The 24,235-nt window shown below is 53.3% G+C and carries 25 protein-coding genes and 2 tRNA genes; 9 read left to right on the top strand and 18 right to left on the bottom strand.

Annotated elements, in window-relative coordinates; genetic code table 11:
• Positions 1-11: 11 nt before the first annotated feature.
• The 10 genes from infB to rlmE all read right to left on the bottom strand — a co-directional run bounded on the left by infB (position 12) and on the right by rlmE (position 10,876).
• A complete protein-coding gene (gene infB / locus ACMV5H_RS14670; RefSeq protein ID WP_021807516.1) occupies positions 12-2,699 on the bottom strand; it encodes a translation initiation factor IF-2 in 2,688 nt (895 codons plus the stop codon).
• A gap of 23 nt (positions 2,700-2,722) precedes the next feature.
• Complete coding sequence (gene nusA / locus ACMV5H_RS14665; protein ID WP_021179051.1) at positions 2,723-4,231, bottom strand: transcription termination factor NusA; 1,509 nt, start codon at positions 4,229-4,231, stop codon at positions 2,723-2,725.
• Between the two features lie 21 nt (positions 4,232-4,252).
• Complete coding sequence (gene rimP, locus ACMV5H_RS14660; protein WP_024529072.1) at positions 4,253-4,705, bottom strand: ribosome maturation factor RimP; 453 nt, start codon at positions 4,703-4,705, stop codon at positions 4,253-4,255.
• 217 nt (positions 4,706-4,922) lie between these two features.
• A tRNA-Met gene (locus ACMV5H_RS14655) sits at positions 4,923-4,999 on the bottom strand.
• A gap of 60 nt (positions 5,000-5,059) precedes the next feature.
• Positions 5,060-5,146, bottom strand: a tRNA-Leu gene (locus tag ACMV5H_RS14650).
• Between the two features lie 69 nt (positions 5,147-5,215).
• Positions 5,216-5,551 carry a preprotein translocase subunit SecG gene (secG, locus tag ACMV5H_RS14645; RefSeq protein WP_024483369.1) on the bottom strand — a complete coding sequence of 112 codons (336 nt, stop codon included), beginning with the start codon at positions 5,549-5,551 and terminating at the stop codon, positions 5,216-5,218.
• Between the two features lie 389 nt (positions 5,552-5,940).
• Complete coding sequence (glmM, locus tag ACMV5H_RS14640; RefSeq protein WP_024483368.1) at positions 5,941-7,278, bottom strand: phosphoglucosamine mutase; 1,338 nt, start codon at positions 7,276-7,278, stop codon at positions 5,941-5,943.
• Positions 7,279-7,285: 7 nt separating this feature from the next.
• On the bottom strand, positions 7,286-8,119 hold the full coding sequence (folP, locus tag ACMV5H_RS14635) for a dihydropteroate synthase (protein WP_414822028.1): 834 nt from the start codon (positions 8,117-8,119) through the stop codon (positions 7,286-7,288).
• A 139-nt stretch (positions 8,120-8,258) separates the two neighbouring features.
• The gene (gene ftsH, locus ACMV5H_RS14630; protein WP_037376529.1) at positions 8,259-10,190 is read right to left on the bottom strand and encodes an ATP-dependent zinc metalloprotease FtsH; all 1,932 of its coding nucleotides are present in this window, start codon (positions 10,188-10,190) and stop codon (positions 8,259-8,261) included.
• Between the two features lie 56 nt (positions 10,191-10,246).
• Positions 10,247-10,876 (bottom strand): 23S rRNA (uridine(2552)-2'-O)-methyltransferase RlmE, encoded by a 630-nt coding sequence (rlmE, locus tag ACMV5H_RS14625; protein WP_021179046.1) that lies wholly within the window; start codon positions 10,874-10,876, stop codon positions 10,247-10,249.
• Between the two features lie 143 nt (positions 10,877-11,019).
• Here rlmE and yhbY point away from each other — a divergent pair, with 143 nt between their 5' ends.
• A complete protein-coding gene (yhbY, locus tag ACMV5H_RS14620; protein WP_021179045.1) occupies positions 11,020-11,313 on the top strand; it encodes a ribosome assembly RNA-binding protein YhbY in 294 nt (97 codons plus the stop codon).
• A 115-nt stretch (positions 11,314-11,428) separates the two neighbouring features.
• On the opposite strand, the gene greA is transcribed toward yhbY, so the two are convergent.
• Positions 11,429-11,905, bottom strand: a complete 477-nt coding sequence (greA, locus tag ACMV5H_RS14615) for a transcription elongation factor GreA (RefSeq protein WP_021807521.1) — start codon at positions 11,903-11,905, stop codon at positions 11,429-11,431.
• Positions 11,906-12,209: 304 nt separating this feature from the next.
• Here greA and dacB point away from each other — a divergent pair, with 304 nt between their 5' ends.
• From dacB to pmrB, 3 genes are read left to right on the top strand one after another with little or no spacing between them, the layout of a single operon-like run.
• Positions 12,210-13,643 (top strand): serine-type D-Ala-D-Ala carboxypeptidase, encoded by a 1,434-nt coding sequence (gene dacB / locus ACMV5H_RS14610; RefSeq protein WP_414822027.1) that lies wholly within the window; start codon positions 12,210-12,212, stop codon positions 13,641-13,643.
• Between the two features lie 11 nt (positions 13,644-13,654).
• Positions 13,655-14,317: a two-component system response regulator PmrA gene (pmrA, locus tag ACMV5H_RS14605; RefSeq protein WP_021179042.1), complete on the top strand. Its 663-nt coding sequence runs from the start codon at positions 13,655-13,657 to the stop codon at positions 14,315-14,317.
• The gene (gene pmrB / locus ACMV5H_RS14600; RefSeq protein ID WP_414822026.1) at positions 14,314-15,378 is read left to right on the top strand and encodes a two-component system sensor histidine kinase PmrB; all 1,065 of its coding nucleotides are present in this window, start codon (positions 14,314-14,316) and stop codon (positions 15,376-15,378) included. The genes pmrA and pmrB overlap by 4 nt, the downstream gene beginning before the upstream one ends.
• An 88-nt stretch (positions 15,379-15,466) precedes the next feature.
• On the opposite strand, the gene cgtA is transcribed toward pmrB, so the two are convergent.
• The 4 genes from cgtA to rplU all read right to left on the bottom strand — a co-directional run bounded on the left by cgtA (position 15,467) and on the right by rplU (position 18,321).
• On the bottom strand, positions 15,467-16,639 hold the full coding sequence (gene cgtA / locus ACMV5H_RS14595) for an Obg family GTPase CgtA (RefSeq protein WP_021179040.1): 1,173 nt from the start codon (positions 16,637-16,639) through the stop codon (positions 15,467-15,469).
• Between the two features lie 16 nt (positions 16,640-16,655).
• Positions 16,656-17,627 carry a DMT family transporter gene (locus ACMV5H_RS14590; protein WP_021807524.1) on the bottom strand — a complete coding sequence of 324 codons (972 nt, stop codon included), beginning with the start codon at positions 17,625-17,627 and terminating at the stop codon, positions 16,656-16,658.
• A gap of 107 nt (positions 17,628-17,734) precedes the next feature.
• Positions 17,735-17,992, bottom strand: a complete 258-nt coding sequence (gene rpmA / locus ACMV5H_RS14585) for a 50S ribosomal protein L27 (RefSeq protein ID WP_004933559.1) — start codon at positions 17,990-17,992, stop codon at positions 17,735-17,737.
• A 17-nt stretch (positions 17,993-18,009) separates the two neighbouring features.
• A complete protein-coding gene (rplU, locus tag ACMV5H_RS14580) occupies positions 18,010-18,321 on the bottom strand; it encodes a 50S ribosomal protein L21 (RefSeq protein WP_004955927.1) in 312 nt (103 codons plus the stop codon).
• 269 nt (positions 18,322-18,590) lie between these two features.
• On the opposite strand from rplU, the gene ispB reads away from it, so the two are divergent.
• The gene (gene ispB, locus ACMV5H_RS14575; RefSeq protein ID WP_021807527.1) at positions 18,591-19,562 is read left to right on the top strand and encodes an octaprenyl diphosphate synthase; all 972 of its coding nucleotides are present in this window, start codon (positions 18,591-18,593) and stop codon (positions 19,560-19,562) included.
• Positions 19,563-19,606: 44 nt separating this feature from the next.
• Here ispB and ACMV5H_RS14570 read toward each other — a convergent pair whose 3' ends face one another.
• Together ACMV5H_RS14570 and ACMV5H_RS14565 are read right to left on the bottom strand one after the other, a co-directional pair.
• On the bottom strand, positions 19,607-19,981 hold the full coding sequence (locus ACMV5H_RS14570; protein ID WP_021807528.1) for a DNA-binding protein: 375 nt from the start codon (positions 19,979-19,981) through the stop codon (positions 19,607-19,609).
• A gap of 242 nt (positions 19,982-20,223) precedes the next feature.
• Positions 20,224-20,580: a DNA-binding protein gene (locus ACMV5H_RS14565; RefSeq protein WP_037376544.1), complete on the bottom strand. Its 357-nt coding sequence runs from the start codon at positions 20,578-20,580 to the stop codon at positions 20,224-20,226.
• Between the two features lie 181 nt (positions 20,581-20,761).
• On the opposite strand from ACMV5H_RS14565, the gene ACMV5H_RS14560 reads away from it, so the two are divergent.
• Positions 20,762-21,022, top strand: coding sequence for a helix-turn-helix domain-containing protein (locus ACMV5H_RS14560; RefSeq protein WP_071783710.1), 261 nt, complete (start codon positions 20,762-20,764; stop codon positions 21,020-21,022).
• Positions 21,023-21,084: 62 nt separating this feature from the next.
• On the opposite strand, the gene mdh is transcribed toward ACMV5H_RS14560, so the two are convergent.
• A complete protein-coding gene (mdh, locus tag ACMV5H_RS14555) occupies positions 21,085-22,023 on the bottom strand; it encodes a malate dehydrogenase (protein ID WP_414822025.1) in 939 nt (312 codons plus the stop codon).
• Positions 22,024-22,488: 465 nt separating this feature from the next.
• On the opposite strand from mdh, the gene argR reads away from it, so the two are divergent.
• The 3 genes from argR to yhcN (ACMV5H_RS14540) all read left to right on the top strand — a co-directional run bounded on the left by argR (position 22,489) and on the right by yhcN (ACMV5H_RS14540) (position 24,023).
• Positions 22,489-22,959, top strand: coding sequence for a transcriptional regulator ArgR (argR, locus tag ACMV5H_RS14550; protein WP_021179033.1), 471 nt, complete (start codon positions 22,489-22,491; stop codon positions 22,957-22,959).
• A gap of 403 nt (positions 22,960-23,362) precedes the next feature.
• The gene (gene yhcN, locus ACMV5H_RS14545) at positions 23,363-23,626 is read left to right on the top strand and encodes a peroxide/acid stress response protein YhcN (RefSeq protein ID WP_021807531.1); all 264 of its coding nucleotides are present in this window, start codon (positions 23,363-23,365) and stop codon (positions 23,624-23,626) included.
• Positions 23,627-23,759: 133 nt separating this feature from the next.
• The gene (yhcN, locus tag ACMV5H_RS14540) at positions 23,760-24,023 is read left to right on the top strand and encodes a peroxide/acid stress response protein YhcN (protein WP_021179031.1); all 264 of its coding nucleotides are present in this window, start codon (positions 23,760-23,762) and stop codon (positions 24,021-24,023) included.
• The last annotated feature ends 212 nt before the right edge of the window (positions 24,024-24,235 follow it).

Genomic DNA, 24,235 nt, shown 5'->3' with positions numbered 1-24,235 from the left:
TTTTTCGAGGCTTAAGCGATAGTACGCTGGATCTCGATGATTTCGAACACTTCGATCATGTCGCCAACGCGCACGTCGTTGTAGTTCTTAACGCCGATACCACATTCCATACCGTTACGGACTTCGTTAACGTCATCTTTGAAGCGGCGCAGGGATTCCAGCTCGCCTTCATAGATAACCACGTTGTCACGCAGCACGCGGATTGGGTTGTGACGCTTGATGTTGCCTTCGGTCACCATACAGCCGGCAACAGCGCCGAACTTAGGTGATTTGAACACATCACGTACTTCAGCCAGACCGATGATCTGCTGTTTGTACTCAGGCGCCAACATACCGCTCATCGCCTGCTTCACTTCGTCGATCAGGTTATAGATCACGGAGTAGTAACGCAGATCCAGGCTTTCTGACTCAATCACGCGGCGGGCAGAAGCATCCGCACGCACGTTGAAGCCCAGGATGATGGCGTTGGATGCCGCAGCCAGGGTCGCGTCGGTTTCGGTGATACCACCTACGCCAGAACCCACAATCTTCACCTTCACTTCGTCGGTGGAGAGTTTCTGCAGTGAATCGGAAATCGCTTCACAGGTACCCTGTACGTCGGTTTTCAGCACGATGTTCAGTTCAGAAACTTCACCTTCGGTCATGTTCGCGAACATGTTCTCCAGTTTAGATTTCTGCTGGCGAGCCAGTTTGACTTCGCGGAACTTGCCTTGACGGTACAGCGCAACTTCACGCGCTTTCTTCTCGTCACGCACTACGGTTGCTTCGTCACCCGCAGCAGGAACGCTGGACAGGCCCAGGATCTCAACTGGGATAGAAGGACCCGCAGAGGTCACTTCACGGCCCAATTCGTCACGCATCGCACGAACACGGCCATACTCGAAGCCACACAGGACGATATCGCCCTTGTTCAGCGTCCCTTCCTGTACCAGTACGGTAGCCACTGGGCCACGGCCTTTATCCAGGAAGGATTCGATTACCACACCGCTCGCCATGCCGCTACGAACCGCTTTCAGTTCGAGAACTTCGGCCTGCAGCAGGATAGCGTTCAACAGTTCGTCGATACCGGTACCGGCTTTCGCAGATACGTGGACGAACTGAGCTTCACCGCCCCACTCTTCTGGCATAACGCCATACTGAGACAGCTCTTGCTTAACGCGATCTGGATCGGCTTCTGGCTTGTCAATTTTGTTAACCGCAACCACCAATGGCACTTTAGCCGCCTGAGCATGCTGAATGGCTTCGATGGTTTGTGGCATCACGCCGTCGTCTGCTGCTACTACCAGAACCACGATATCGGTCGCCTGAGCACCACGAGCACGCATTGAGGTAAACGCTGCGTGACCTGGGGTATCCAGGAAGGTGATCATGCCGTTTTCGGTTTCTACGTGGTAAGCACCGATGTGCTGGGTAATACCACCGGCTTCGCCAACTGCCACCTTGGTGGAGCGGATGTAGTCGAGCAGAGAGGTTTTACCATGGTCAACGTGGCCCATGATGGTCACGACTGGTGCACGAGACTCGGCACCTGCGCCGGTGTCACGGTCGCTCATCAGCGCTTCTTCCAGCTCGTTCTCACGACGCAGGATAACTTTGTGGCCCATCTCTTCGGCAACCAGCTGTGCGGTTTCCTGGTCGATGACCTGGTTGATGGTGGCCATGGCGCCCAGCTTCATCATCGCTTTGATGACCTGAGACCCTTTTACCGCCATCTTGTTAGCCAGTTCGGCAACGGTGATAGTCTCGCCAATCACCACGTCACGGTTCACTACCTGAGCTGGCTTGTTAAAGCCCTGCTGCAGGGTGCTTGGCTTACGCTTGCCTTTACCGCCACGGGTCATGGTGCGAGCTTCTTCGCGGTCTGCTTTAGACTCGGAGAGCTTGTTGCCTTTCTTCTGTTTGGTCGCTTTGCCACCGCGAGTACGGCTACGGCGCTCGCCTTCAACTTTGGCGTCGTTTTCGTCTTCGGCAGCACGAGCGTGCTCGGAGGTGGTTACGTGGTAGTCGGCTGTTTCAACCGCAGCACTTGCTGCTTCGGCTTCGGCCCACTTCTCACCGTTTTCTTCGGCCATACGGCGCGCTTCTTCCGCTACGCGTTTGGCGTCTTCTTCCACCTTACGGCGTACTTCTTCTTCCGCTTTACGTTTCAGTTCGGCGGCTTCGGCTTCACGGCGTGCTTTTTCTGCCTGAGCTGGCTTGGTCATTTCGTCGGTATGTTGATTGGTCACTTTTTCTTTTTCCGCTGAATTACGCTTAGCAATCTCCGCGGCCTCACGTTTGGCTTGCTCTTCGGCTGCGCGCTTAGCTTCTGCTTCGCGTTTCGCTAGCTCTTCCGCTTCGCGCCTTGCCTGCTCTTCCGCTTCACGCTGTGCCTGCTCAGCCGCTTCAGCCTGTTGGGCTTCCTGCGGATCGCGATTTACATAAGTGCGTTTCTTGCGGACCTCAATTTGCACCGATTTACTCTTACCGCCGGTGCTCGGAATATTCAAGGTGCTGCGCGTTTTGCGCTGCAACGTGAGTTTGCTTGGCGCACTACCGTGTTCACGGTTCAGGTGCGCCAATAAGGTTTCTTTCTCGTGCTGTGTCACAGAGTCGGTCTCAGACTTGTTGATCCCTGCATCAGCAAACTGCTGTACCAGGCGATCAACCGGTGTCTGTATCTCTGCTGCCAGCGATTTTACGGTTACATCTGTCGTCATGCTGTTCCTTCCTGCTACAGTTATTACGCGTTGTCGCCAAACCAACAGATATTACGTGCGGCCATAATCAGCTCGCCGGCTTGCTCATCGCTAAGCCCTTCAATATCAGCCAGATCGTCAACACCCTGCTCGGCAAGATCTTCCAGCGTACAAACCCCACGCGCGGCCAGTTTAAAGGCCATGCTGCGCTCAAGACCTGGAAGGTTGAGCAAATCATCAGCAGGTTTTTGGTCGCCCAGGCTTTCTTCCTGTGCCAGGGCCAGCGTGGTCAATGCAGCTTTGGCGCGATCGCGCAACGCTTCAACCATATCTTCATCCAGACCGTCGATTTCCAGCAGCTCTTTGATTGGCACGTAAGCCAGTTCTTCCAGCGTAGAGAAGCCTTCTTCGACCAGAACGGTGGCGAAATCTTCGTCGATATCAAGATACTTGGTGAAGGTATCAATGGCGGCATGAGCCTCGGCCTGATGCTTGGCCTGCAGATCGTCCGCCGTCATCACGTTCAGTTCCCAGCGATCATCATCACGATGCTGTTTCAACAGTTGGGAAGCTAAACGCACGTTTTGGCCATTACGGCCGATCGCCTGTGCCAGGTTGCTGGCTTCAACGGCGATATCCATCGTGCACCGATCTTCATCCACCACGATCGAGGCAACATCTGCCGGGGCCATGGCGTTAATGACGAACTGTGCAGGGTTATCATCCCACAGGATGATATCAATACGTTCCCCGCCAAGCTCGCTCGAAACGGCCTGGACGCGGGCACCGCGCATACCGACACAGGCACCGACCGGGTCGATACGCTTGTCGTTGGTTTTCACGGCAATTTTTGCACGGGAGCCAGGATCGCGGGCTGCCGCTTTAATCTCAATCACTTCTTCGCCAATTTCCGGCACTTCGATGCGGAACAGCTCTTTGAGCATATCCGGGCTGGAACGGCTGACGAACAGTTGCGCACCGCGCGCTTCCGGACGTACTGCGTACAGTACACCGCGGATACGGTCACCTGGGCGGAAGTTTTCCCGTGGTAGCATGTCTTCACGGCCAATGACCGCTTCGGCGTTGCTACCCAGATCCAGCGCAATGCTGTCACGGTTAACTTTTTTCACCACGCCGGTGACGATCTCACCTTCGTGTTGGCGGAAGGCGTCAACCACCATCGCACGCTCGGCTTCACGCACTTTCTGTACGATAACCTGCTTAGCGGTCTGAGTGGTGATACGGTCGAAGGTCACAGATTCGATCTGATCTTCGATATAACCGCCCAGTTCTATGGACGGATCTTCATACTGTGCAGCTTCCAGCGTGATCTCACGCGTTGGCTGGGTCACTTCATCAACGGCAACCCAACGGCGGAAGGTATCGAAATCGCCAGTCTTACGGTCAATGCTGACACGGACCTCGATTTCCTGCTCATATTTTTTCTTGGTGGCGGTGGCTAAAGCGGTTTCCAGGGCTTCGAAAATCTTCTCACGTGGTAGGGATTTTTCATTGGAAACTGCTTCAACAACAGCCAGAATCTCTTTGTTCATCCTAGTTGCCTCATCCAAACTTTAAAAGTGGGGTACCAGGTTCGCTTTCTGAATATTGCTCAGCGCGAACACTTCATCTTTCCCATCCACAGTAACCGTGATCATCTCGCCTTCTACAGACTTGATGATGCCCTGCCATTTGCGGCGGTTTTGTATCGCCATACGCAGAACAACGCTGACTTCTTCACCGAGAAAACGTTGATAGTGTTCCGCGGTGAACATAGGGCGCTCAAGGCCAGGAGAGGAAACTTCCAGGTTGTAAGCGACCGTAATCGGATCTTCGACGTCCAGCACAGCGCTGACCTGGTGGCTGACATCAGCGCAATCATCAACATTGATTCCGTTGTCACTATCAATATAGATGCGTAGTGTCGATTGGCGCGCCCGAATAAATTCGATGCCTACGAGCTCAAAGCCCAACGCCTCTACCGGTGCGGAAAGCATCTCTGTTAATTTTTGCTCTAATGTGGACAAGCCCACCCCCAAGACATAAAAAAAGGGCCTAATAGCCCAGTGATTCTGTTGCCAAATAACAAAAAACCCCGAAAATTCGGGGCTTTATGCAACTGGACCCTGTTTGCCGCAAAGCGACTTCGGTGCAACTTTCTAGCAAGTGTCATTTTCAAATGTTGATCGAGAAAAGCGGAATTCAATCGAAAAGTGTATTTGAAAATAGACACTTAAAGGAAAGTGGTTGCGGGGGCCGGATTTGAACCGACGACCTTCGGGTTATGAGCCCGACGAGCTACCAGGCTGCTCCACCCCGCGTCCGAAAACGTGGCAAATATTACGCTGATAATTGCAAAAACGCAAGTTATCTCTGGGATTTGGTACCGAGGATGGGACTCGAACCCACAAGCCCGTTAGGGCACTACCACCTCAAGGTAGCGTGTCTACCAATTCCACCACCTCGGTACTGATTTTTACTGCTAACGGCTGTTTCTATTGAGGTCGAAAACAACCGTTTTAAAACTTTTCAGCGGCTTATTGCGGGATATCACTGACCGGTTTAGCGGGTGCTGCCGGAGTGCTGGTCTGCTCAGTTTGCGCTGGCTGACCCAGGTTTTCCCACTCACTGCCTTTCTTGCCCTGATTGGTGCTCAGGTTGCCCAGGATCAGACTGATGACGAAGAACAGCGTCGCCAGAACAGCCGTCATGCGGGTCATAAAGTTGCCTGAACCGGTCGATCCGAAGAACGTGCCAGAAGCACCTGCTCCGAATGAGGCTCCCATATCAGCGCCTTTACCTTGCTGTAGCATGATCAGAGCGACTAGCCCGATCGATATCAGCAAGAAAATTACCAGAAGAGCTTCGTACATAGTGGTACCTGTATCCTTGCGGGTTCACCGCGTGCCAAATGCTTCTCACCCCAGATGCTTCTAAACTAAAGAAGGCGTGGCGTGTCACTAAAACAGCCCACTGAAGCGGGTGTGAATACTAACCAAAGCCATCAAAGCGCGCAAGGGCAATTTGCAACCGCCGATGCGTTTGCGGAAAAAAACAGCAAAAACAGGGCTAATCGCCCCCTCACCCCAACCCTCTCCCACAGGGAGAGGGAGCTGAAAGTCCCTGCCCTGTTGGGAGAAAGAAGATAATCTCAGCAAAGCTTGAGTGTCACTTGAGCCAAGGTGAGCCGACTAATGCATATGAGGGATCGCAGTACTCTCAGGCCATCTCGATCGGTCCCCTCTCCTGGGGTATCAGCTTATCAACCTGCCAGCTTGACCGCATCGGCGATACGGTGCGCCAGCGCGATTACCTGCTGTTCATCTTCACCTTCCACCATCACGCGGATCAGTGGCTCAGTGCCCGATTTACGCAGCAGCACGCGGCCACGGCCGGCCAACTCGGCTTCGACCTGCTCAGCGACCTTCAACACCGCCTCTGACTCCAGCGGGTTATGCTCACCGACAAAGCGCACGTTGACCAGGATCTGTGGCAGTAACTTCATGCCGCTGCACAGGTCGTGCAGGCTCATGTTATTACGCACGATCGCCGTCAACACTTGCAGGCCTGCGACGATACCGTCCCCGGTGGTGGTTTTGTCCAGCAGGATCACGTGGCCGGAGTTTTCCGCCCCAATGCGCCAGCCCAGCTCTTGCAGTTTTTCCAGTACGTAGCGGTCACCCACCTTGGCACGGGCAAACGGGATGCCGAGCTGTTTCAGTGCCAGCTCCAGGCCCATGTTGCTCATCAGGGTGCCCACGGCACCGCCGCGCAGCTGCCCTTGGCGCAGGCCTTCACGAGCGATGATGTAGAGGATCTGATCGCCGTCGACCTTGTTACCCAGGTGATCCACCATCATCACGCGATCGCCATCGCCATCAAAGGCCAGGCCAACGTGTGCCTGTTCTTCCAGCACGCGCGCCTGCAGTTGACGTACATCGGTAGCGCCACACTCTTCGTTGATGTTCATGCCATCCGGCTCACAGCCGATAGCGATCACCGTGGCGCCCAGCTCACGCAAAACGCTTGGGGCAATGTGATAGGTAGCGCCGTTGGCGCAGTCCACCACGATCTTCAGCCCGTTCAGGCTCAGTTCGCTCGGGAAGGTACCTTTACAGAATTCGATATAGCGCCCTGCGGCATCGACAATGCGGCTGGCTTTACCCAACTCGGCAGATTCAACGCAGGTCAGCGGTTTTTCCATTTCCGCTTCAATCGCTTCTTCCACATCGTCTGGCAGTTTGGCGCCGTCGATGGAGAAGAACTTGATGCCGTTATCGTAAAACGGGTTATGTGAGGCAGAAATCACGATCCCGGCTTCCGCACGGAACGTTCTGGTCAGATAAGCCACCGCAGGGGTTGGCATCGGGCCGGTAAACGAAGCAGACAGCCCCGCCGCCGCTAAACCGGCCTCCAGCGCTGACTCCAGCATATAGCCTGAGATACGGGTATCTTTACCGATGATTATTTTACGGGAACCATGGCGCGCCAATACCTTACCGGCCGCCCAGCCCAACTTGAGGACGAACTCTGGGGTTATCGGGCTGTCACCCACCTTGCCACGAATGCCGTCGGTACCAAAGTATTTGCGTTCGCTCATGTTTCTACTATCCCTTAGCTGAAAGTGTTGCCTCGACGACACGCATCGCCTCGACGGTTTCTTTGACATCATGCACTCTGACTATCTGCGCCCCCTGCATCGCGGCAATCACCGCACAGGCCACGCTGCCGATAACCCGCTGTTCGGGTGGGACATTCAATAGCTGCCCAATCATCGATTTACGCGACATCCCCACCAACAGTGGCAAGCCAAAGTGATGAAATTCCGCCAATCGGGCCAGAAGCTGATAATTATGCGCTAAATTCTTACCAAAACCGAAGCCTGGGTCGAGCAACAATTTCTGTTTTGCTATGCCACCAGCAATACAGCGGTCGATATGGTGCTGGAAAAACGCATTTACGTCCGCCATCAGGTCATCGTAATGCGGTGCCTGTTGCATGGTACGCGGCTCGCCTTGCATGTGCATCAGGCAGACTGGCAGACCGCTTTCGGCGGCTGCCTGCAGCGCGCCAGACTCCTGCAATGAGCGAACGTCGTTGATCAGGTGAGCGCCCGCTTTGGCGGATTCGCGGATCACTCCGGCTTTTGAAGTATCCACCGAGATAAAAATCTCAAACCGCTGCGCCAAGGCTTCCACTACCGGCACAACGCGCTCTATCTCTTCCTCTTCACTGACCTCGGCAGCACCCGGGCGCGTGGACTCGCCCCCCACGTCGATCATCGTTGCCCCCGCCGAAATCAGCGCATGTGCATGCAGCAGGGCATCATTCAGCGAATTATGCCGCCCGCCGTCAGAGAAGGAGTCTGGGGTAACGTTGAGGATCCCCATCACCCGAGGATGGTTGAGATCGAGGATTTGGTCGCGCACGGTTAACTGCATGATTAATCTACCTTGGAGTCAATACAACTGTGTTGCCTGGAGTGGATCCCGCCCCTCTCATCCAAGGAGAGGCAGCAATTTTCAGCCAGCAATAAAAAACCCCGGCTGGCCGGGGTTTTATTTTACGCTACAGCCGATGTTACTTGTCGAGCTGTTCAGACATGGTGTTGCCTGGGTTTGGCGTACGCGGCTCATCTACCGGCGTTGGCGCTTGTGGTTTGCCACCGTTGTCAGAGTTGTTGCTTTTCGCCACGTCGTCCCAACCGGCTGGCGGACGCACATCTTTACGGTTCATCAGGTCGTCGATCTGCGGTGCATCGATGGTTTCATATTTCATCAGTGCATCTTTCATCGAATGCAGGATGTCCATGTTTTCCATCAGCAACGAACGAGCGCGAATGTAGTTGCGCTCAATCAGGGATTTGACTTCCTGGTCGATGATACGCGCGGTTTCGTCCGACATGTGTTTCGCCTTGGCCACGGAACGGCCCAGGAACACCTCGCCCTCTTCTTCCGCATACAGTAATGGCCCCAGCTTCTCAGAGAAGCCCCATTGGGTCACCATGTTGCGGGCGATCGAGGTAGCAACTTTAATGTCGTTCGATGCACCGGTAGAGACTTTTTCCGGCCCGTAAATAATTTCTTCTGCCAGACGGCCACCGTACAGGGTGGAGATTTGGCTTTCCAGCTTCTGACGGCTGGCGCTGATCGCATCCCCTTCCGGCAGGAAGAAGGTCACGCCGAGCGCACGGCCACGAGGAATAATCGTGACTTTATGCACCGGGTCATGCTCAGGAACCAGGCGGCCAATAATGGCGTGGCCCGCTTCGTGATAGGCGGTCGATTCTTTCTGTGCTTCCGTCATCACCATGGAGCGACGTTCCGCACCCATCATGATCTTGTCTTTGGCTTTTTCGAACTCCACCATCGACACCACGCGCTTGTTGCCACGTGCTGCGAACAGGGCCGCTTCGTTGACCAGGTTGGCCAAGTCCGCACCGGAGAAGCCCGGAGTTCCACGTGCAAGCACAGAAGCATCAACATCTGGCGCCAACGGCACGCGACGGGAGTGCACCTTCAGGATTTGCTCACGGCCACGCACGTCTGGCAGCCCAACCACCACTTGGCGGTCGAAACGGCCTGGACGCAGTAACGCAGGGTCCAGTACGTCAGGACGGTTGGTGGCCGCGATGACGATGATGCCTTCGTTGCCTTCAAAGCCGTCCATCTCAACCAGCATCTGGTTCAGCGTTTGCTCACGTTCATCGTGACCACCGCCCAGACCTGCGCCACGTTGGCGACCTACGGCGTCGATTTCATCGATAAAGATGATGCAAGGTGCCGCTTTCTTGGCCTGTTCGAACATGTCACGAACGCGGGATGCACCCACACCGACGAACATTTCGACGAAGTCAGAACCGGAAATGGTGAAGAACGGGACTTTCGCCTCGCCGGCAATCGCTTTCGCCAGCAGGGTTTTACCGGTACCCGGAGGGCCAACCATCAGCACGCCTTTCGGGATCTTACCACCCAGCTTCTGGAAACGGCTCGGTTCGCGCAGGTAGTCTACCAGTTCACTCACTTCTTCTTTTGCTTCGTCACAGCCTGCAACGTCGGCAAAAGTGGTTTTAATCTGGTCTTCCGTCAGCATACGGGCCTTGCTCTTGCCGAAGGACATCGCGCCCTTGCCGCCGCCGCCCTGCATTTGCCGCATAAAGAAGATCCAAACCCCAATCAACAACAGCATTGGGAACCAGGAAATAAAGATGGAAGCCAGCAAACTTGGCTCTTCCGGTGGCTCACCAACAACTTTCACGTTTTTGGTTAACAACGTATCCAGTAGCTTCGGATCGTTGACCGGAATGTAAGTGGTGTATTTGTTGCTGTCTTTACGGACAACGTTGATTTCACGCCCATTAATGCGCGCTTCACGGATCTGATCTTGGGTCAGTTCGGTCATGAAGGTAGAGTAATCTACCCTTCGGCCATTAGACTCGCTGGGCCCAAAGCTCTGGAATACCGACATCAAAACGACCGCGATGACTAGCCAGAGAATTAGGTTTTTCGCCATGTCACTCAAGGGATTAACCTCATATTACAACTGTGTTAACAAACAGCGTTAGGGTACTACAGTTTCCGCCCTGTCGCTACAATGTACACTTCACGCGAACGTGCGCGAGAAGCGTCTGGCTTACGAATCTTAACCTTCGTAAACAGGGAGCGAATTTCCCGTAGGTACTCGTCAAAACCATCTCCCTGGAACACCTTCACCAGGAAACTACCGCCTGGTGCGAGAACATCACGACACATTTCCAGTGCTAATTCCACCAGATACATCGATTTTGGGATATCGACCGCCGGGGTGCCGCTCATATTCGGGGCCATGTCAGACATGACTACCTGAACCTTACTATCACCTACACGTTCCAACAGTGCCTTGAGGACCAGTTCATCACGAAAATCGCCCTGAAGGAAATCGACGCCAACGATAGGATCCATTGGCAAAATATCACAGGCAATGATACGCCCGTTACCACCAATCTGGGTTACCACATATTGTGACCAACCGCCCGGCGCAGCCCCCAAATCAACGACCGTCATACCCGGTTTGAACAGTTTGTCACTTTGCTGTATTTCATCAAGTTTAAACCAGGCGCGCGAGCGCAGCCCTTTTTTCTGCGCTTGCAGTACATATTTATCGCTAAAGTGTTCTTGGAGCCAGCGACTGGAACTGGCCGAACGCTTTTTATTTGCCATCGAGTATTCCAACTATCCTAAAAAGAGTCTCATGCCAGGTTCGCTTCTCACGTAAACTCAATTCGGTGCAGACCGATTTGGTGATACACATGAGATGGCGGTAGAATGTACCGTTTTCAATCCCAACTTAAGCAAAAAAGACAATGAATCTGAATAATAAACAAAAACAACACCTGAAAGGCCTGGCACATCCGTTAAAACCGGTGGTCATGCTGGGTAATAACGGTCTCACCGAAGGGGTGTTGGCTGAAATTGAGCTGGCTCTGGAGCATCACGAGCTGATCAAAGTAAAAATTGCAGCTGAAGATCGCGAAACCAAAACCCTGATCGCCGACGCTATTGTGCGTGAAACGGGTGCCAGCAATGTGCAAGTGATCGGCAGTACGCTTATTCTTTACCGCCCGTCGAAAGAGCGCAAGATCACTTTGCCGCGCTAATCCGTAATCTGTTTGCTGAGACGGTGCCATGCGCCGGGCTCAGATAAAAGGCCGCTTGCGGCCTTTTTCCTTTCTTTACAAAACCCTGCTGAACTTTTAACCAACTCGGGCGAAATTAAAGATATTCTACTTTCAGGATTTCGTATTCTACATCACCACCCGGGGTTTTGATGACAACAACATCATCCTGCTCTTTGCCAATCAGGCCACGAGCCATCGGTGAGTTGACAGAAATAAGATTTTTCTTAAAGTCTGCTTCATCATCACCCACGATGCGGTAAGTCACCTGATCTTCGGTATCCAGGTTCATCACCGAGACGGTTGCGCCAAAAATCACGCGGCCAGTCTGAGGCATTTTGGTGATGTCGATCACCTGCGCATTGGACAGTTTGGCCTCGATTTCCTGGATACGCCCTTCACAGAAACCCTGCTGTTCACGAGCGGCATGGTACTCGGCGTTTTCTTTCAGGTCACCGTGTTCGCGTGCGGTGGCGATGTCGGCAATGATTTTCGGGCGACGCACACCTTTCAAATATTCTAGTTCTTCACGCAGCTGTTCTGCGCCAAACAAGGTCATCGGGATCTGTTTCATCGTTAAATACCTCTAAATCTATCCTGTTCAAATATACCCGTGGTGTTGCAAGCTAACCGCAGCTCGACATCCCCAGGGCATTAGCGTCATCCTGACGTGTTCGTATGAAATTACGGCAGACGTTGCGCCTTCCGTCTCCAGGCGATAAACAAAAGAAACCGAGCTCGGAGGTTTGCTCCAAGTCAGCGTCGATTTTGCATTTTGATACGCATTTTAGCCTAGAGTTCCTTAAGGGTCATCGTTTACTTTATCCCTTGATGCACCGTAGTATGACAGCACGTTATCCAGCTGTTACCCCGAGATTATGCGTTTTTCACGAATTGTCAGTGTATTGGCCTGCGCATTTGCTGTTAATGCCCATGCGGCCCCGGTTGAAGATTACACCCAATATTTGCCTGATGGGGCGAACCTGGCCCTGATAGTTCAGAAGATTGGCGCGACCACGCCAACCATCGACTATCACTCACAGCAAATGGCACTCCCGGCCAGCACCCAGAAGGTGCTTACCGCGCTGGCGGCTTTGTTGCAGCTCGGGCCGGACTATCGCTTCACCACGACACTGGAAAGTCAGGGCAACATCACGGATGGCGTGTTGCGTGGCAACCTTATCGCCCGTTTCAGCGGAGATCCCACCTTCAAGCGGCAGAATCTGCGCAATATGGTGGCGGAACTGAAAAAACAGGGAGTGCGCGAAATCAGCGGCGATGTGCTGGTCGATACCTCGGTATTTGCCAGCCATGACAAAGCGCCCGGTTGGCCCTGGAACGATATGACCCAATGTTTCAGCGCCCCGCCAGCGGCAGCGATTGTCGATCGCAACTGTTTCTCGGTTTCCCTTTATAGCGCCCCTAACCCCGGTGAGATGGCGTTTATTCGCGTAGCCTCATTCTACCCGGTCAATATGTTCAGCCAGGTAAGAACGCTGGCGAAAGGCTCTCCGGATGCCCAATATTGTGAACTGGATGTGGTGCCGGGCGAATTGAACCGCTTTACACTGACCGGATGCCTGACCCAGCGCAGTGAACCACTGCCGTTGGCATTCGCCATTCAAGACGGAGCCAGCTATGCCGGTGCCATCCTGAAAGATGAGCTGGTCAAGTCAGGGATCCAGATTCGCGGCCATTTGAAACGCCAAACCCAGCCAGGCATGACGGGCACTGTGGTCGCCCAGACGCAGTCTGCACCATTGCATGACCTGCTGAAAATCATGCTGAAGAAGTCGGACAACATGATTGCCGATACCGTGTTTCGCACTATCGGCCATGAACGCTTTGGCGTACCGGGCACCTGGCGCGCGGGGGCAGATGCAGTACGCCAGGTTCTGCGCCAGAAGGCAGGGGTAGATCTGGGTAACAGCATCGTGGTGGACGGCTCTGGCCTGTCGCGCCACAACCTTCTGGCGCCCGCAACCATGATGCAGGCGTTACAATATATTGCTCAGCACGACAGCGAGCTCAACTTTATCTCGATGTTGCCGCTGTCCGGTTATGACGGCACGCTGCGCTATCGCGGTGGCCTGCACGAAGCCGGGGTCGACGGTAAGGTTTCTGCCAAAACCGGGGCGCTGCAAGGGGTCTATAACCTGGCAGGCTTTATCACCACGGCCAGCGGTCAGCGCCTTGCCTTCGTTCAATATCTATCAGGTTACGCAGTGCCGCCAGAAGATCAGAAACAGCGCCGAGCGCCGCTGGTGCGGTTCGAAAGCCGGCTGTATCGGGATATCTATCAGAACAATTGAGGCCCAAGGGCATGAAGCTACTGATTGTTGAGGATGATGAGTTATTGCAGCAAGGCGTGGCGTTGGCAATGTCCAACGAAGGCTACGCCTGCGATTGTGCGGCCAGTGCTGCGCAGGCCAATAGCCTGATCGTCACCAGCCAGTACAGTATGGTGATCCTCGACCTCGGCCTGCCAGATATCGACGGTGCCACCCTGCTGCGGCAGTGGCGCCGTCAGCACATCAGCATCCCGGTGTTGATCCTCACCGCACGCGACGCGTTGCAAGACCGTGTCGATGGCCTGGACGCCGGTGCCGATGACTATCTGGTCAAACCCTTTGCGCTGATTGAGCTGCAAGCCCGGGTCCGGGCGTTGATCCGCCGCTATCAGGGCCACAGCGATAACCTGCTGCAACAGGACGATCTGACACTCAACCTGTCCAGCCAGCAGGTGTATCTGCAACAGCAGGCGATAGACGTCACGCCGAAAGAGTTTGCCATTCTGTCGCGTCTGATGATGCGGGCCGGGCAAACCGTCAACCGTGAGCTGTTGCAACAGGATCTCTATACCTGGAACGACGATCTGGGCTCGAATACCCTCGAAGTCCATATGCACAACTTGCGCCGTAAACTGGGCAAAGATCGTATCCGTACCGTTCGTGGCATCGGTTACCGACTGGAGCCAGCATCTTGATCAGCATGCGCCGTCGTTTGCTGCTGATGTTGGCCCTGATCCTGCTGGTCACCCAGCTCATCAGCGCGTTTTGGTTATGGCACGAAAGCCAGGAGCAAATCAGTTTCCTGGTGGATGAAACCCTGTCTGCCAAAGTCCGCAACGAACGGGTCGATACCGAGATTGCCGAAGCGATCGCTTCCCTGCTAGCCCCATCGCTGATCATGATGGTGGTGACCCTGCTGGCCTCCTTCTGGGCCATCAGCTGGATTATCCGGCCGCTGAATCAACTGCAGGAAAAGCTGGAGAAACGTTCGGCAGATAATCTTACGCCGTTGCCGATAACCAGCGACAGTCTGGAGATGGTGGCGGTCACCAAGGCATTGAATCAGCTATTTTCGCGCCTTGATCATACCATCCAGCAAGAGCGGCTGTTCACTGCCGATGCTGCCCACGAATTACGCACGCCGCTGGCGGGGATCCGGCTGCATCTGGAACTGATGGAGCAACAGGGGGTTGCGGGCAGTAAACAGTTGATCGCCCGCATTGACCAACTGATGCACGTGGTTGAGCAATTGCTGATGCTATCTCGCGCCGGGCAAGATTTCGCCAGCGGCCATTACCAGCAGTTTGACTGGGTGGCCAACGTTATCAAGCCGCTGCAGGGTGAGCTGGAGGAGCTTGCCGCTCTACGCGGGCAAAAGATTGTCTGGCAACTGCCAGCCAGTGCCCCGACCCATGGCGATCCGGTGCTGCTACGCCTGATGCTGCGTAATCTGGTTGAAAATGCGCACCGCTATGGCCCCGAGAAGAGTGTCATTCGTGTTCAGCTCACCCCCGAGAATAATGGGCAACGTTTACAGGTGCTCGACGAGGGACCGGGTATCAAGCAAGAAATGGCGGGAGAGTTGACTCAGGCCTTCCGCCGGATGGATCAGCGTTATGGCGGCAGCGGGCTAGGATTGAATATCGTGATCCGTATCGTACAACTGCACCGCGGCTGTCTACGTCTGGAAAACCGTACCGAAGCCAGCGGCCTGGATGCACAGTGCTGGTTACCCGATAATATTTTGAATCACTAGCGTCGCATCATCGATTGAGGTTTCAGCAACCGCAACAAACAACAAGGGCCCGGTTCATCGAACCGAGCCCTTACTTTATTACGCAGAATTACTTCTGGTAGACGATTTCGACGCCTTCGTCGTCATCTTCATCCCAGTCATCATCCCAATCGTCATCCGCTTCAGCTTCCACTTCAGCGATTTGCTCACGGTGGTAATCATCCCACATGAACTCGACTTTTTCTGGCGCGCTTTCTTCGATCGCCATGGCTTTAGGTTGCGTATTGATGAAGTTCATCACGTCCCAGCACAGCGCGTTAACGCCTTCGCGGTTCGCAGCGGAGATCATGTAGTACTTACCTTCCCAACCCATGCCTTCTACGATCGCCTTGGCGCGCTCGGCGGCTTCTTCCTCGTCCAGCAGGTCAACTTTGTTGAACACCAGCCAGCGTGGCTTGTGCGACAGATTCTCGCTGTACTGGTTGAGCTCGTTGATGATGACCTTGGCATTCTCTACCGGATCGGACTCGTCGATCGGCGCAATGTCCACCAGGTGCAGCAACACGCGGCAACGCTCCAGGTGTTTCAGGAAACGGATCCCCAGGCCAGCACCTTCATGTGCGCCTTCGATCAGGCCAGGAATGTCCGCCACCACGAAGCTTTGTTCATGGTCCATACGTACCACGCCCAGGCTCGGCACCAGCGTGGTGAACGGGTAGTCCGCCACTTTTGGCTTGGCAGCAGAAACCGCGCGAATGAAGGTCGACTTACCGGCGTTCGGCAGGCCCAACATGCCCACATCCGCCAGCAGCAGCAGCTCCAACAGGATATCGCGCATCTCGCCTTTGGTACCCAGCGTTTTTTGGCGCGGGGCACGGTTTACCGAGGATTTGAAACGGGTGTTGCCCAGGCCGTGCCAGCCGCCCTTCGCCACCATCAGACGCTGCTGATGACGGGTCATATCACCGAGGATCTCACCGGTGCCCTGATCCTGCACACGGGTACCGACCGGTACCTTGATTTCAACGTCTTTACCGCGTTTACCGGTACAGTCACGGCTCTGACCATTCTGGCCACGTTCGGCCCGGAAAGATTTTTCAAAGCGGTAATCGATCAGGGTATTCAGGTTTTCGTCTGCCACCAGGTAAACGTCACCGCCGTCACCGCCGTCACCGCCATCTGGCCCACCGTTCGGGATGTATTTTTCGCGGCGGAAGCTTACGCAACCATTACCGCCATCACCTGCCACGACCAGGATCGCTGCTTCATCTACAAACTTCATTTACCGTCTCCGTAACTCATTCACCGGGCCGCTTCAAAGAAGCAACCAGGTTGGTTTCTGCCCGTCGCGGCCACCAACGGTGACCAATTGCGGAAAACATGGCGCCTGCAACCACCACAAAAGCACCTACATAGCCAACGACATTCAATGCCGGGGCGGTAAATACCTGTGGCCAGGCCAGCGCCAATAAATCTGAAAACAGCAGGGTAAACAGGGGAGTCAGCGTGATTAACGCACTCACCTGGGCCGCCTGCCAGCGCGCCATCGCTTCCGCCAGTGCACCATAACCAATCAGCGTGTTAGCACCACAGAACAGCAGACAGGCCAACTGCCAGCCGCTGAGCTGGAAAATCACCGCTGGCTTCGCAAGCGGGAATAACGCGATCGCACATAAAGTGTACAACAAGACCAGGATCTGCGGTGAGGCCAATCGACGCAGTAATACTTTCTGCGCCACGCCATAGGTCACCCAAACCATGGCTGCACACACGCCCAACAACACACCGAGCGTGTAGTCTGTGAACTGAGTGAAGATCTCGATCAGGCTGACGTTGAAAAACAGCATCAGCCCGCAGATCAGCATCAGAGCGCCAATCACCTGAGTGATACGCATCCTTTCTTTCAGGATCAATACGCTGGCGAACATCATGCCCACCGGCGAGAGTTGGCCGATAACCTGCGAGGCCGTCGGACTCAAATATTGCAGCGAAGAGCTGAAGAAGACAAAGTTGCCCAACAACCCGGCAGTGGCGATCGCCAGCAACAGCAACCAGCGGGGTTGACGGAACATTTTCACCGGAGGTAAGCGCCCGCGCACTGCCAGGATCATCCCCAGGCCGATGGCGGCAATCGTAAAGCGATACCAGACGATGGTAAACGGCTCCATCACTTCCAGCACTTCTTTCATTGCGATAGGCAGTGCGCCCCAGCAAACCGCTGTGGTGACCGCCAGAAAAATACCAACGCCAGCCTGCTGTTTTTTTTCCATCTTCTCACTGTCTGTGCGTTGTGCCGTCTGGCACAAGCAATCTATAAATGTAAAAAGCCCCGCAACGAATTGCGGGGCTTAACATCTATTTCGTAAGGCTCGAAAAATTATTCAGCTTCGATGCTGATAAATTTACGATTGCTCGGGCCTTTAACTTCGAATTTGACTTTACCGTCTTTCAAAGCAAACAGAGTGTGGTCTTTGCCGCAACCCACGTTGGTACCAGCGTGGAATTTGGTGCCGCGCTGACGAACGATGATGCTGCCTGCCAGTACTGCTTCGCCGCCAAAGCGTTTTACGCCCAGACGTTTAGCTTCTGAATCGCGACCGTTACGAGTCGAGCCGCCAGCCTTTTTGTGTGCCATTAATCCGCTCTCCTAACTTAAGCGCTGATGCCGGTGATTTTAACATCAGTGAACCACTGACGGTGACCTTGCTGCTTACGATAGTGCTTACGACGACGAAACTTAACAATCTTGATCTTTTCGCCACGACCGTGAGCAACCACTTCAGCTTTGATCTTACCGCCATCGACGAAAGGAACGCCGATTTTGATATCTTCGCCATTAGCGATCATCAGAATCTGGTCAAACTCAACCGCTTCACCAGTTGCGATGTCCAGCTTTTCCAAGCGAACGGTCTGACCTTCGCTTACTCGGTGTTGTTTACCACCACTTTGGAAAACCGCGTACATATAAAACTCCGCTTTCCGCGTGCCCAACTGTTCAGTACAGAGCGCGCTATAAATATTCACAATAGGGCGCGAATTCTACGCAATAATCCCGCATATGACAAGAGCAGATTAGGGCCAGAAGGTGAAAAAAGAAGAAAAAAAACACAGTTTCTCTCACAACGTTTATCTGGGCCGATTTTCAAGTACAATCAACAGGACAGTTACCGCCATGTACCGATGTGAGCAGCGTTCTCATCGCGGTCAACAGAAACACAGCTGAAAAAAATACAATGAACCTAGAACAAATTACTGAGTTAACCGCGCAAGATATGGCGGCCGTGAACGCAACAATTCTCGAACAGTTGAATTCCGATGTCACGCTCATCAATCAACTTGGCTATTACATTATCAGCGGTGGCGGTAAGCGCATTCGCCCGATGATCGCCGTTCTGGCGGCACGGGCCTTGCACTATCAAGGCGATAAACACATTGCCGTCGCTGCTCTGATAGAGTTCATCCATACCGCTACCCTGTTGCATGATGACGTGGTGGATGAGTCCGACATGCGCCGTGGCAAGGCGACCGCCAACGCGGCGTTTGGCAATGCCGCCAGCGTGTTGGTGGGTGATTTCATTTATACGCGTGCTTTCCAGATGATGACCAGCCTGGAATCGCTGCGCGTGCTGGCAGTGATGTCCGAAGCGGTCAACGTAATCGCCGAAGGTGAAGTGCTGCAGTTGATGAACGTCAACGATCCGAATATCAGTGAAGAAAACTATATGCGGGTCATCTACAGCAAAACCGCTCGTCTGTTTGAAGCGGCAGCCCAATCATCAGCCATCCTCTCCGAGGCTAACCCGGCCGAAGAGCAGGCGCTGCAAGACTATGGCCGCTATCTTGGCACCGCATTCCAACTGATCGACGATCTGCTGGACTACAGTGCAGACGGCGTGACCCTGGGTAAAAATACCGGCGATGACTTGAACGAGGGCAAGCCGACGCTGCCGTTGTTGCATGCGATGCATAATGGCAATGCCGAGCAGTCTGCGATGATCCGTGGCGCGATTGAACAGGGGAATGGCCGCCATCTGCTGGAGCCGGTTCTGGCTACCATGCAGGAGTGTGGCTCACTCACCTATACACGTCAGCGCGCAGAAGAAGAAGCGGACAAGGCGATCGCCGCATTGCAGATTTTGCCCGACTCTCCTTATCGAACCGCACTGGAAGGATTAGCGCATCTGGCGGTTCAACGAGACTTTTAGGAAATTTAAGTTTCTTAATATTCAAATAGGTCTGCAATGCGGGCCTATTTATTTGCCTTGCTAATGAGATCCAGTAGCCCCGCAGCCCCATTCTCCGCCAGAAAACTCAATAAAACCGCGTATTCGTCAGGTTTCATACCTGCCAGATAGCTCTGCAAACGCACCCAAGGATCCCCATCACAGGAGACGGTATAAGCCGCCGATTCCTCTGCGGCAAGGAGATACCGCTGGGGATACAACTCGTTTTGAGTCGAGAGGGGCAGGCTGCTGATATGATACTCCTTGGTCACCCCCTGCTTGCCAAAACGCCGCTGCCATCGCCAGTTTTGCTCACGTGCCCGCTTATTGATCCCTTGCGGGGAGCTGCCCAATTCACCCTTCTCTTTCAGTTCGTTGGCGGTAAACCACTCCTTGTCCATTCCCCCTCCTTGATCACGGCGTTACCCCTAACTGACTTATCAGACCTTCCAGTTGCATGAACCACTAATGCCAATAAGTTAGTTATAACATTAACCAGGCCATTGCCAATAACCAAAAAATTGGCGAAATACTCAAGAAATACTTACCAAACAAGGAGAGGGAAACACAGAGGCGACGCAGAAAGGAGCCTGGTGGGAGCAGCATGCGGCCCCCTTACTAAGTGCACATCGGCCGAGGAGATTTACTGTTTGTTCTTTTCAGCAATCCAGGCCAGCAGGCTATCCATACCTTCACGCATCAAAAACGCCATCACTTGGCCACGCTCACTGTCTGAAAGCTGGTAATAGTATTCGACCCACACCGCCAGCGGGTCCTGACGCCCGGCCTCATAGATCGCAGGCTCTTCGCGCAATACCAGCAGGTTTTTGACGCCGGTAGGCAAGCTGTTGATATGGTATTCCAGCGCCTTGCCTTGTACGCCTTTGCGGCGACGGCTGAGCCAATTTTCGCGCCGGGCCATTAGGTTGATTCCCTGTGTAGAGGACGGTAATCCTGCGATGCCTATCAGCTCCTTGGCAGCAAACCACTCGTTTTTCATAGCCATGATCTCGGGACAATAGTGTGGCAAGACAAATTTTTCAGAAACCATAAGGTATTTTTGGGAAACTTGGTGGTATTCTAGTTTCTGAATAAACGCTTCACGTTGTTCAAACGATTAATACTGACCTGTTAGTTATACCACTAACAGAACTTTCTCTAATCAAAAAAGGAATGAAAATATGAATTCACGGGACCCAGATTGGCATCCAGCAGACGTCATCGCGGCTTTGAAGAAGAGAGGTACCACTCTGGCAGCGGTTTCTCGGGGGGCAGGGCTAAGTTCATCGACGTTGGCCAACGCGTTGTCACGTCCTTGGCCCAAGGGAGAGTGGTTGATTGCTGATGCACTGAACGTACATCCGGCAGAGATCTGGCCGAGCAGGTATTTTGATCCGCTTACCCATCATCTGCGAGATCGGAAAAGTCGAATCAAATCATGATAAACATAAGAAAGCCGCCGGATTCGGCCCGGCGGCTTATCAAAACATCACATTCTGAGGGATCAGTTGTTGATAAACTTCTCACCCAGTGAGATATCTTTGTGCAGCACGTCCAGCATTTCGCTCAGCGCTTTTTGCTCGAAGGCACTCAGGGTACCGATATCTTTACGCTCTTCGATACCGTTTTTACCCAGCAGCAGTGGCTGTGCAAAGAAGCGGGCATATTTGCCATCCCCTTCAACATAGGCGCATTCCACTACACCTTTCTCACCGCTCAGCGCACGCACCAGAGACAGACCAAAATGTGCAGCAGCCTGGCCCATAGACAGGGTTGCAGAACCGCCACCGGCTTTGGCTTCAACCACTTCGGTACCCGCATTCTGGATACGTTTGGTCAAATCAGCCACTTCCTGATCGCTAAAGCTTACGCCAGGGATCTGCGACAGCAGAGGCAGGATGGTCACGCCTGAGTGGCCGCCAATCACCGGTACGTTCAGTTCTTCCGGTTGTTTGCCTTTCAGTTCCGCGACGAAGGTGTTGGAACGGATGATATCCAGCGATGTGATGCCAAACAGTTTGTTTTTGTCGTAAACACCCGCTTTCTTCAACACTTCTGCCGCAATGGCTACCGTGGTATTCACCGGGTTGGTGATGATACCGATGCAGGCTTTCGGGCAGGTTTTGGCCACTTGCTCAATCAGGTTGCGTACGATGCCAGCGTTTACGTTGAACAGATCGGAACGATCCATCCCTGGTTTACGCGCAACGCCAGCAGAAATCAGCACCACGTCCGCACCGTGCAGCGCAGGGGTTGCATCTTCGCCACTGAAGCCTTTGATTTTAACTGCGGTTGGGATGTGGCTTAAGTCAACGGCAACGCCTGGGGTAACAGGGGCAATGTCGTAGAGGGAGAGTTCAGAACCTGAAGGAAGCTGGGTCTTGAGTAGAAGGGCGAGGGCCTGGCCGATACCGCCAGCAGCACCGAGAACTGCAACTTTCATCCTATACTCCTTTATTGTCTTAAATATAAAAGCGCCGTGAATTCTTTGGTCACGGACCTTAATTTATCACGCCTTTAAAAACAACCTCTTAACAGTCGGTTTTAGATCTGGCGCAATAAAATGGCCGATGTTGCGAGCATTTTAAAGTAAATCGCTTATGCATTAAGGGCATAGCGCACACTAATCGAAAATAGTGCCAAGCTTTTCACGATCGCGTTAACCGGCGGTTACATTACACCCTTACGTAACATCAGAACAACATCATTTTAATAACATTTTCGTTACCGGAGAGCTGACTCGCTTCCCGCACCGAAAGGGCATATTCATGAGCATCGGATTTTGTTAAAATCGCGCTCTTGCCTTTCTGTCTGGGCATTTTTGATTTTCCAGACGGCCCCCATATTGCATAAAAATGCATTTATATGCATAATAATCAGCTCTATTACCAACATTCCACGGTGCAAAATGCGTAATCCCGCAAAGCAGGAAGATCTGATCAAGGCGTTTAAGGCGTTATTGAAAGAAGAAAAATTCAGTTCTCAAGGCGAGATCGTTTTGGCGCTGCAAGAAGAAGGCTTCGAGAACATTAACCAGTCCAAGGTATCACGCATGCTGACCAAGTTCGGGGCGGTACGCACGCGTAATGCAAAAATGGAGATGGTGTACTGCCTCCCGGCTGAACTCGGTGTCCCTACCACCACCAGCCCGCTCAAGAATCTGGTGCTGGACGTGGACCATAACGATGCGGTGGTGGTGATCCATACCAGCCCAGGTGCAGCGCAGCTGATTGCCCGCCTGTTGGACTCACTGGGCAAATCCGAAGGGATCCTGGGCACCATTGCCGGTGACGATACTATTTTTGTCACTCCGGCCAGCTCCTTTACCGCACGTCAACTGTTTGAAGCCATTCTCTCCTTGTTCGAACAGGAACTTTGATGCATTCAGCACAGCCTGCGGCTTTCCGTCGCGGGCGGTGCACCCTTTATTAATCCCTCGTTTACTTCTCCAGCGCTGCCTACCACGTTTAAAACTGCCAATAAGCCGACCTGCAGCACATTTCAATGACATTTCTTGGTGACTAGTGATAGTGACTGGAAGCTTCCGCACTTTTAGTCAAAAGCACTTAGCTCATTGAAATTACATAAATTTAACATCACAAGTGCATTTTATCGCCGTTTTTTATTCCATTAGGTTATTAAAAGTAACGGCCACCCCAATAAAGTTTCACTAGAAACTGTTAGTCAGCTATTAATTTTTTCCGTTACTAGATGTATACTCATTTTCGTGACGTAAATCACAGTTCATTGGAACTGATAAAAGAATACGAAGAGGATAAATCATGAAAATTAAAACTACTGTAGCGACAATTAGCCTGCTGTCCATGCTGTCTTTCGGTGCATTCGCAGCACAATCCATTGATGCTTCGCAGGCTGAAAAGCTGCAGTCTGCCGGTACCATCACCGTGAGCGGCGTCGGTGCAGCACCTTCTGATATCCGTCAGGCACTGTCTGCCAAAGCCGATGCTCAAGGCGCGACCGCTTACCGCGTGATCGAAGCTCGTAATGAAGGCAACTACCACGCTACCGCCGAGATTTACAAATAAGTACAAGATGTTATCTGAGCATTGCACGACAACTCTCTGGTAAAAAACCAAGTAGATAACCGCCTTCAAGTATAAAAAACGCTGTAAAGCCCTTCCAGGCCGTTATCTCTGAACGATTAAGGATCCAAGTACCATGAACATGAAAACTACTCTCGTTGCACTTAGCCTGCTGTCTGCCGTTTCTTTCGGTGCTTCTGCGGCTAACCTGGTCACTGATGCCCAAGCCAGCAATCTGCAGTCTGTCGGCACCATCACCGCTAGCGGCGTGGGTGGCGCACCTTCTGATATCCGTCAGGCGCTGTCTGATAAAGCGGACCAGCAAGGGGCCAAAGCCTACCGTGTGATCGAAGCCTATGAAAATGGCAACTGGCACGCAACGGCTGAAATCTACAAGTAAAAATCCAAGGTCGCGCTTACTGAACTGACTACCCTCGTCACTGCCACTGCCGAGTTCTCAGGTAAACGCCAGTATCTTGGAAATTATCGTCGTCCTATCCGACGAACCCCATTGCCCTCGCTCGCGAGGGCTTTTTTATGGGGGCAAAAAAGGCCGCATCAGCGGCCTCATAGTGGTAGGGTCGCCGCATGCGGCGCCCGTTTAACTAAACG

Origin of the sequence: Serratia sp. N21D137 (genome assembly GCF_047530005.1) — a bacterium.
Taxonomy (GTDB): Bacteria; Pseudomonadota; Gammaproteobacteria; order Enterobacterales; family Enterobacteriaceae; genus Chania; species Chania fonticola_B.
The sequence above is the reverse complement of the archived record's forward strand: the minus strand, read 5'-3'. Positions and strand labels throughout refer to the sequence as shown.

Coding starts and splice junctions, on each gene's coding strand:
- infB (WP_021807516.1), bottom strand. CDS start 2,699: ATGACGACAGATGTAACCGTAAAATCGCTGGCAGCAGAGATACAGACA.
- nusA (WP_021179051.1), bottom strand. CDS start 4,231: ATGAACAAAGAGATTCTGGCTGTTGTTGAAGCAGTTTCCAATGAAAAA.
- secG (WP_024483369.1), bottom strand. CDS start 5,551: ATGTACGAAGCTCTTCTGGTAATTTTCTTGCTGATATCGATCGGGCTA.
- glmM (WP_024483368.1), bottom strand. CDS start 7,278: ATGAGCGAACGCAAATACTTTGGTACCGACGGCATTCGTGGCAAGGTG.
- folP (WP_414822028.1), bottom strand. CDS start 8,119: ATGCAGTTAACCGTGCGCGACCAAATCCTCGATCTCAACCATCCTCGG.
- ftsH (WP_037376529.1), bottom strand. CDS start 10,190: ATGGCGAAAAACCTAATTCTCTGGCTAGTCATCGCGGTCGTTTTGATG.
- rlmE (WP_021179046.1), bottom strand. CDS start 10,876: ATGGCAAATAAAAAGCGTTCGGCCAGTTCCAGTCGCTGGCTCCAAGAA.
- yhbY (WP_021179045.1), top strand. CDS start 11,020: ATGAATCTGAATAATAAACAAAAACAACACCTGAAAGGCCTGGCACAT.
- greA (WP_021807521.1), bottom strand. CDS start 11,905: ATGAAACAGATCCCGATGACCTTGTTTGGCGCAGAACAGCTGCGTGAA.
- dacB (WP_414822027.1), top strand. CDS start 12,210: ATGCGTTTTTCACGAATTGTCAGTGTATTGGCCTGCGCATTTGCTGTT.
- pmrA (WP_021179042.1), top strand. CDS start 13,655: ATGAAGCTACTGATTGTTGAGGATGATGAGTTATTGCAGCAAGGCGTG.
- cgtA (WP_021179040.1), bottom strand. CDS start 16,639: ATGAAGTTTGTAGATGAAGCAGCGATCCTGGTCGTGGCAGGTGATGGC.
- ACMV5H_RS14590 (WP_021807524.1), bottom strand. CDS start 17,627: ATGGAAAAAAAACAGCAGGCTGGCGTTGGTATTTTTCTGGCGGTCACC.
- rpmA (WP_004933559.1), bottom strand. CDS start 17,992: ATGGCACACAAAAAGGCTGGCGGCTCGACTCGTAACGGTCGCGATTCA.
- rplU (WP_004955927.1), bottom strand. CDS start 18,321: ATGTACGCGGTTTTCCAAAGTGGTGGTAAACAACACCGAGTAAGCGAA.
- ispB (WP_021807527.1), top strand. CDS start 18,591: ATGAACCTAGAACAAATTACTGAGTTAACCGCGCAAGATATGGCGGCC.
- ACMV5H_RS14570 (WP_021807528.1), bottom strand. CDS start 19,981: ATGGACAAGGAGTGGTTTACCGCCAACGAACTGAAAGAGAAGGGTGAA.
- ACMV5H_RS14565 (WP_037376544.1), bottom strand. CDS start 20,580: ATGAAAAACGAGTGGTTTGCTGCCAAGGAGCTGATAGGCATCGCAGGA.
- ACMV5H_RS14560 (WP_071783710.1), top strand. CDS start 20,762: ATGAATTCACGGGACCCAGATTGGCATCCAGCAGACGTCATCGCGGCT.
- mdh (WP_414822025.1), bottom strand. CDS start 22,023: ATGAAAGTTGCAGTTCTCGGTGCTGCTGGCGGTATCGGCCAGGCCCTC.
- argR (WP_021179033.1), top strand. CDS start 22,489: ATGCGTAATCCCGCAAAGCAGGAAGATCTGATCAAGGCGTTTAAGGCG.
- yhcN (WP_021807531.1), top strand. CDS start 23,363: ATGAAAATTAAAACTACTGTAGCGACAATTAGCCTGCTGTCCATGCTG.
- yhcN (WP_021179031.1), top strand. CDS start 23,760: ATGAACATGAAAACTACTCTCGTTGCACTTAGCCTGCTGTCTGCCGTT.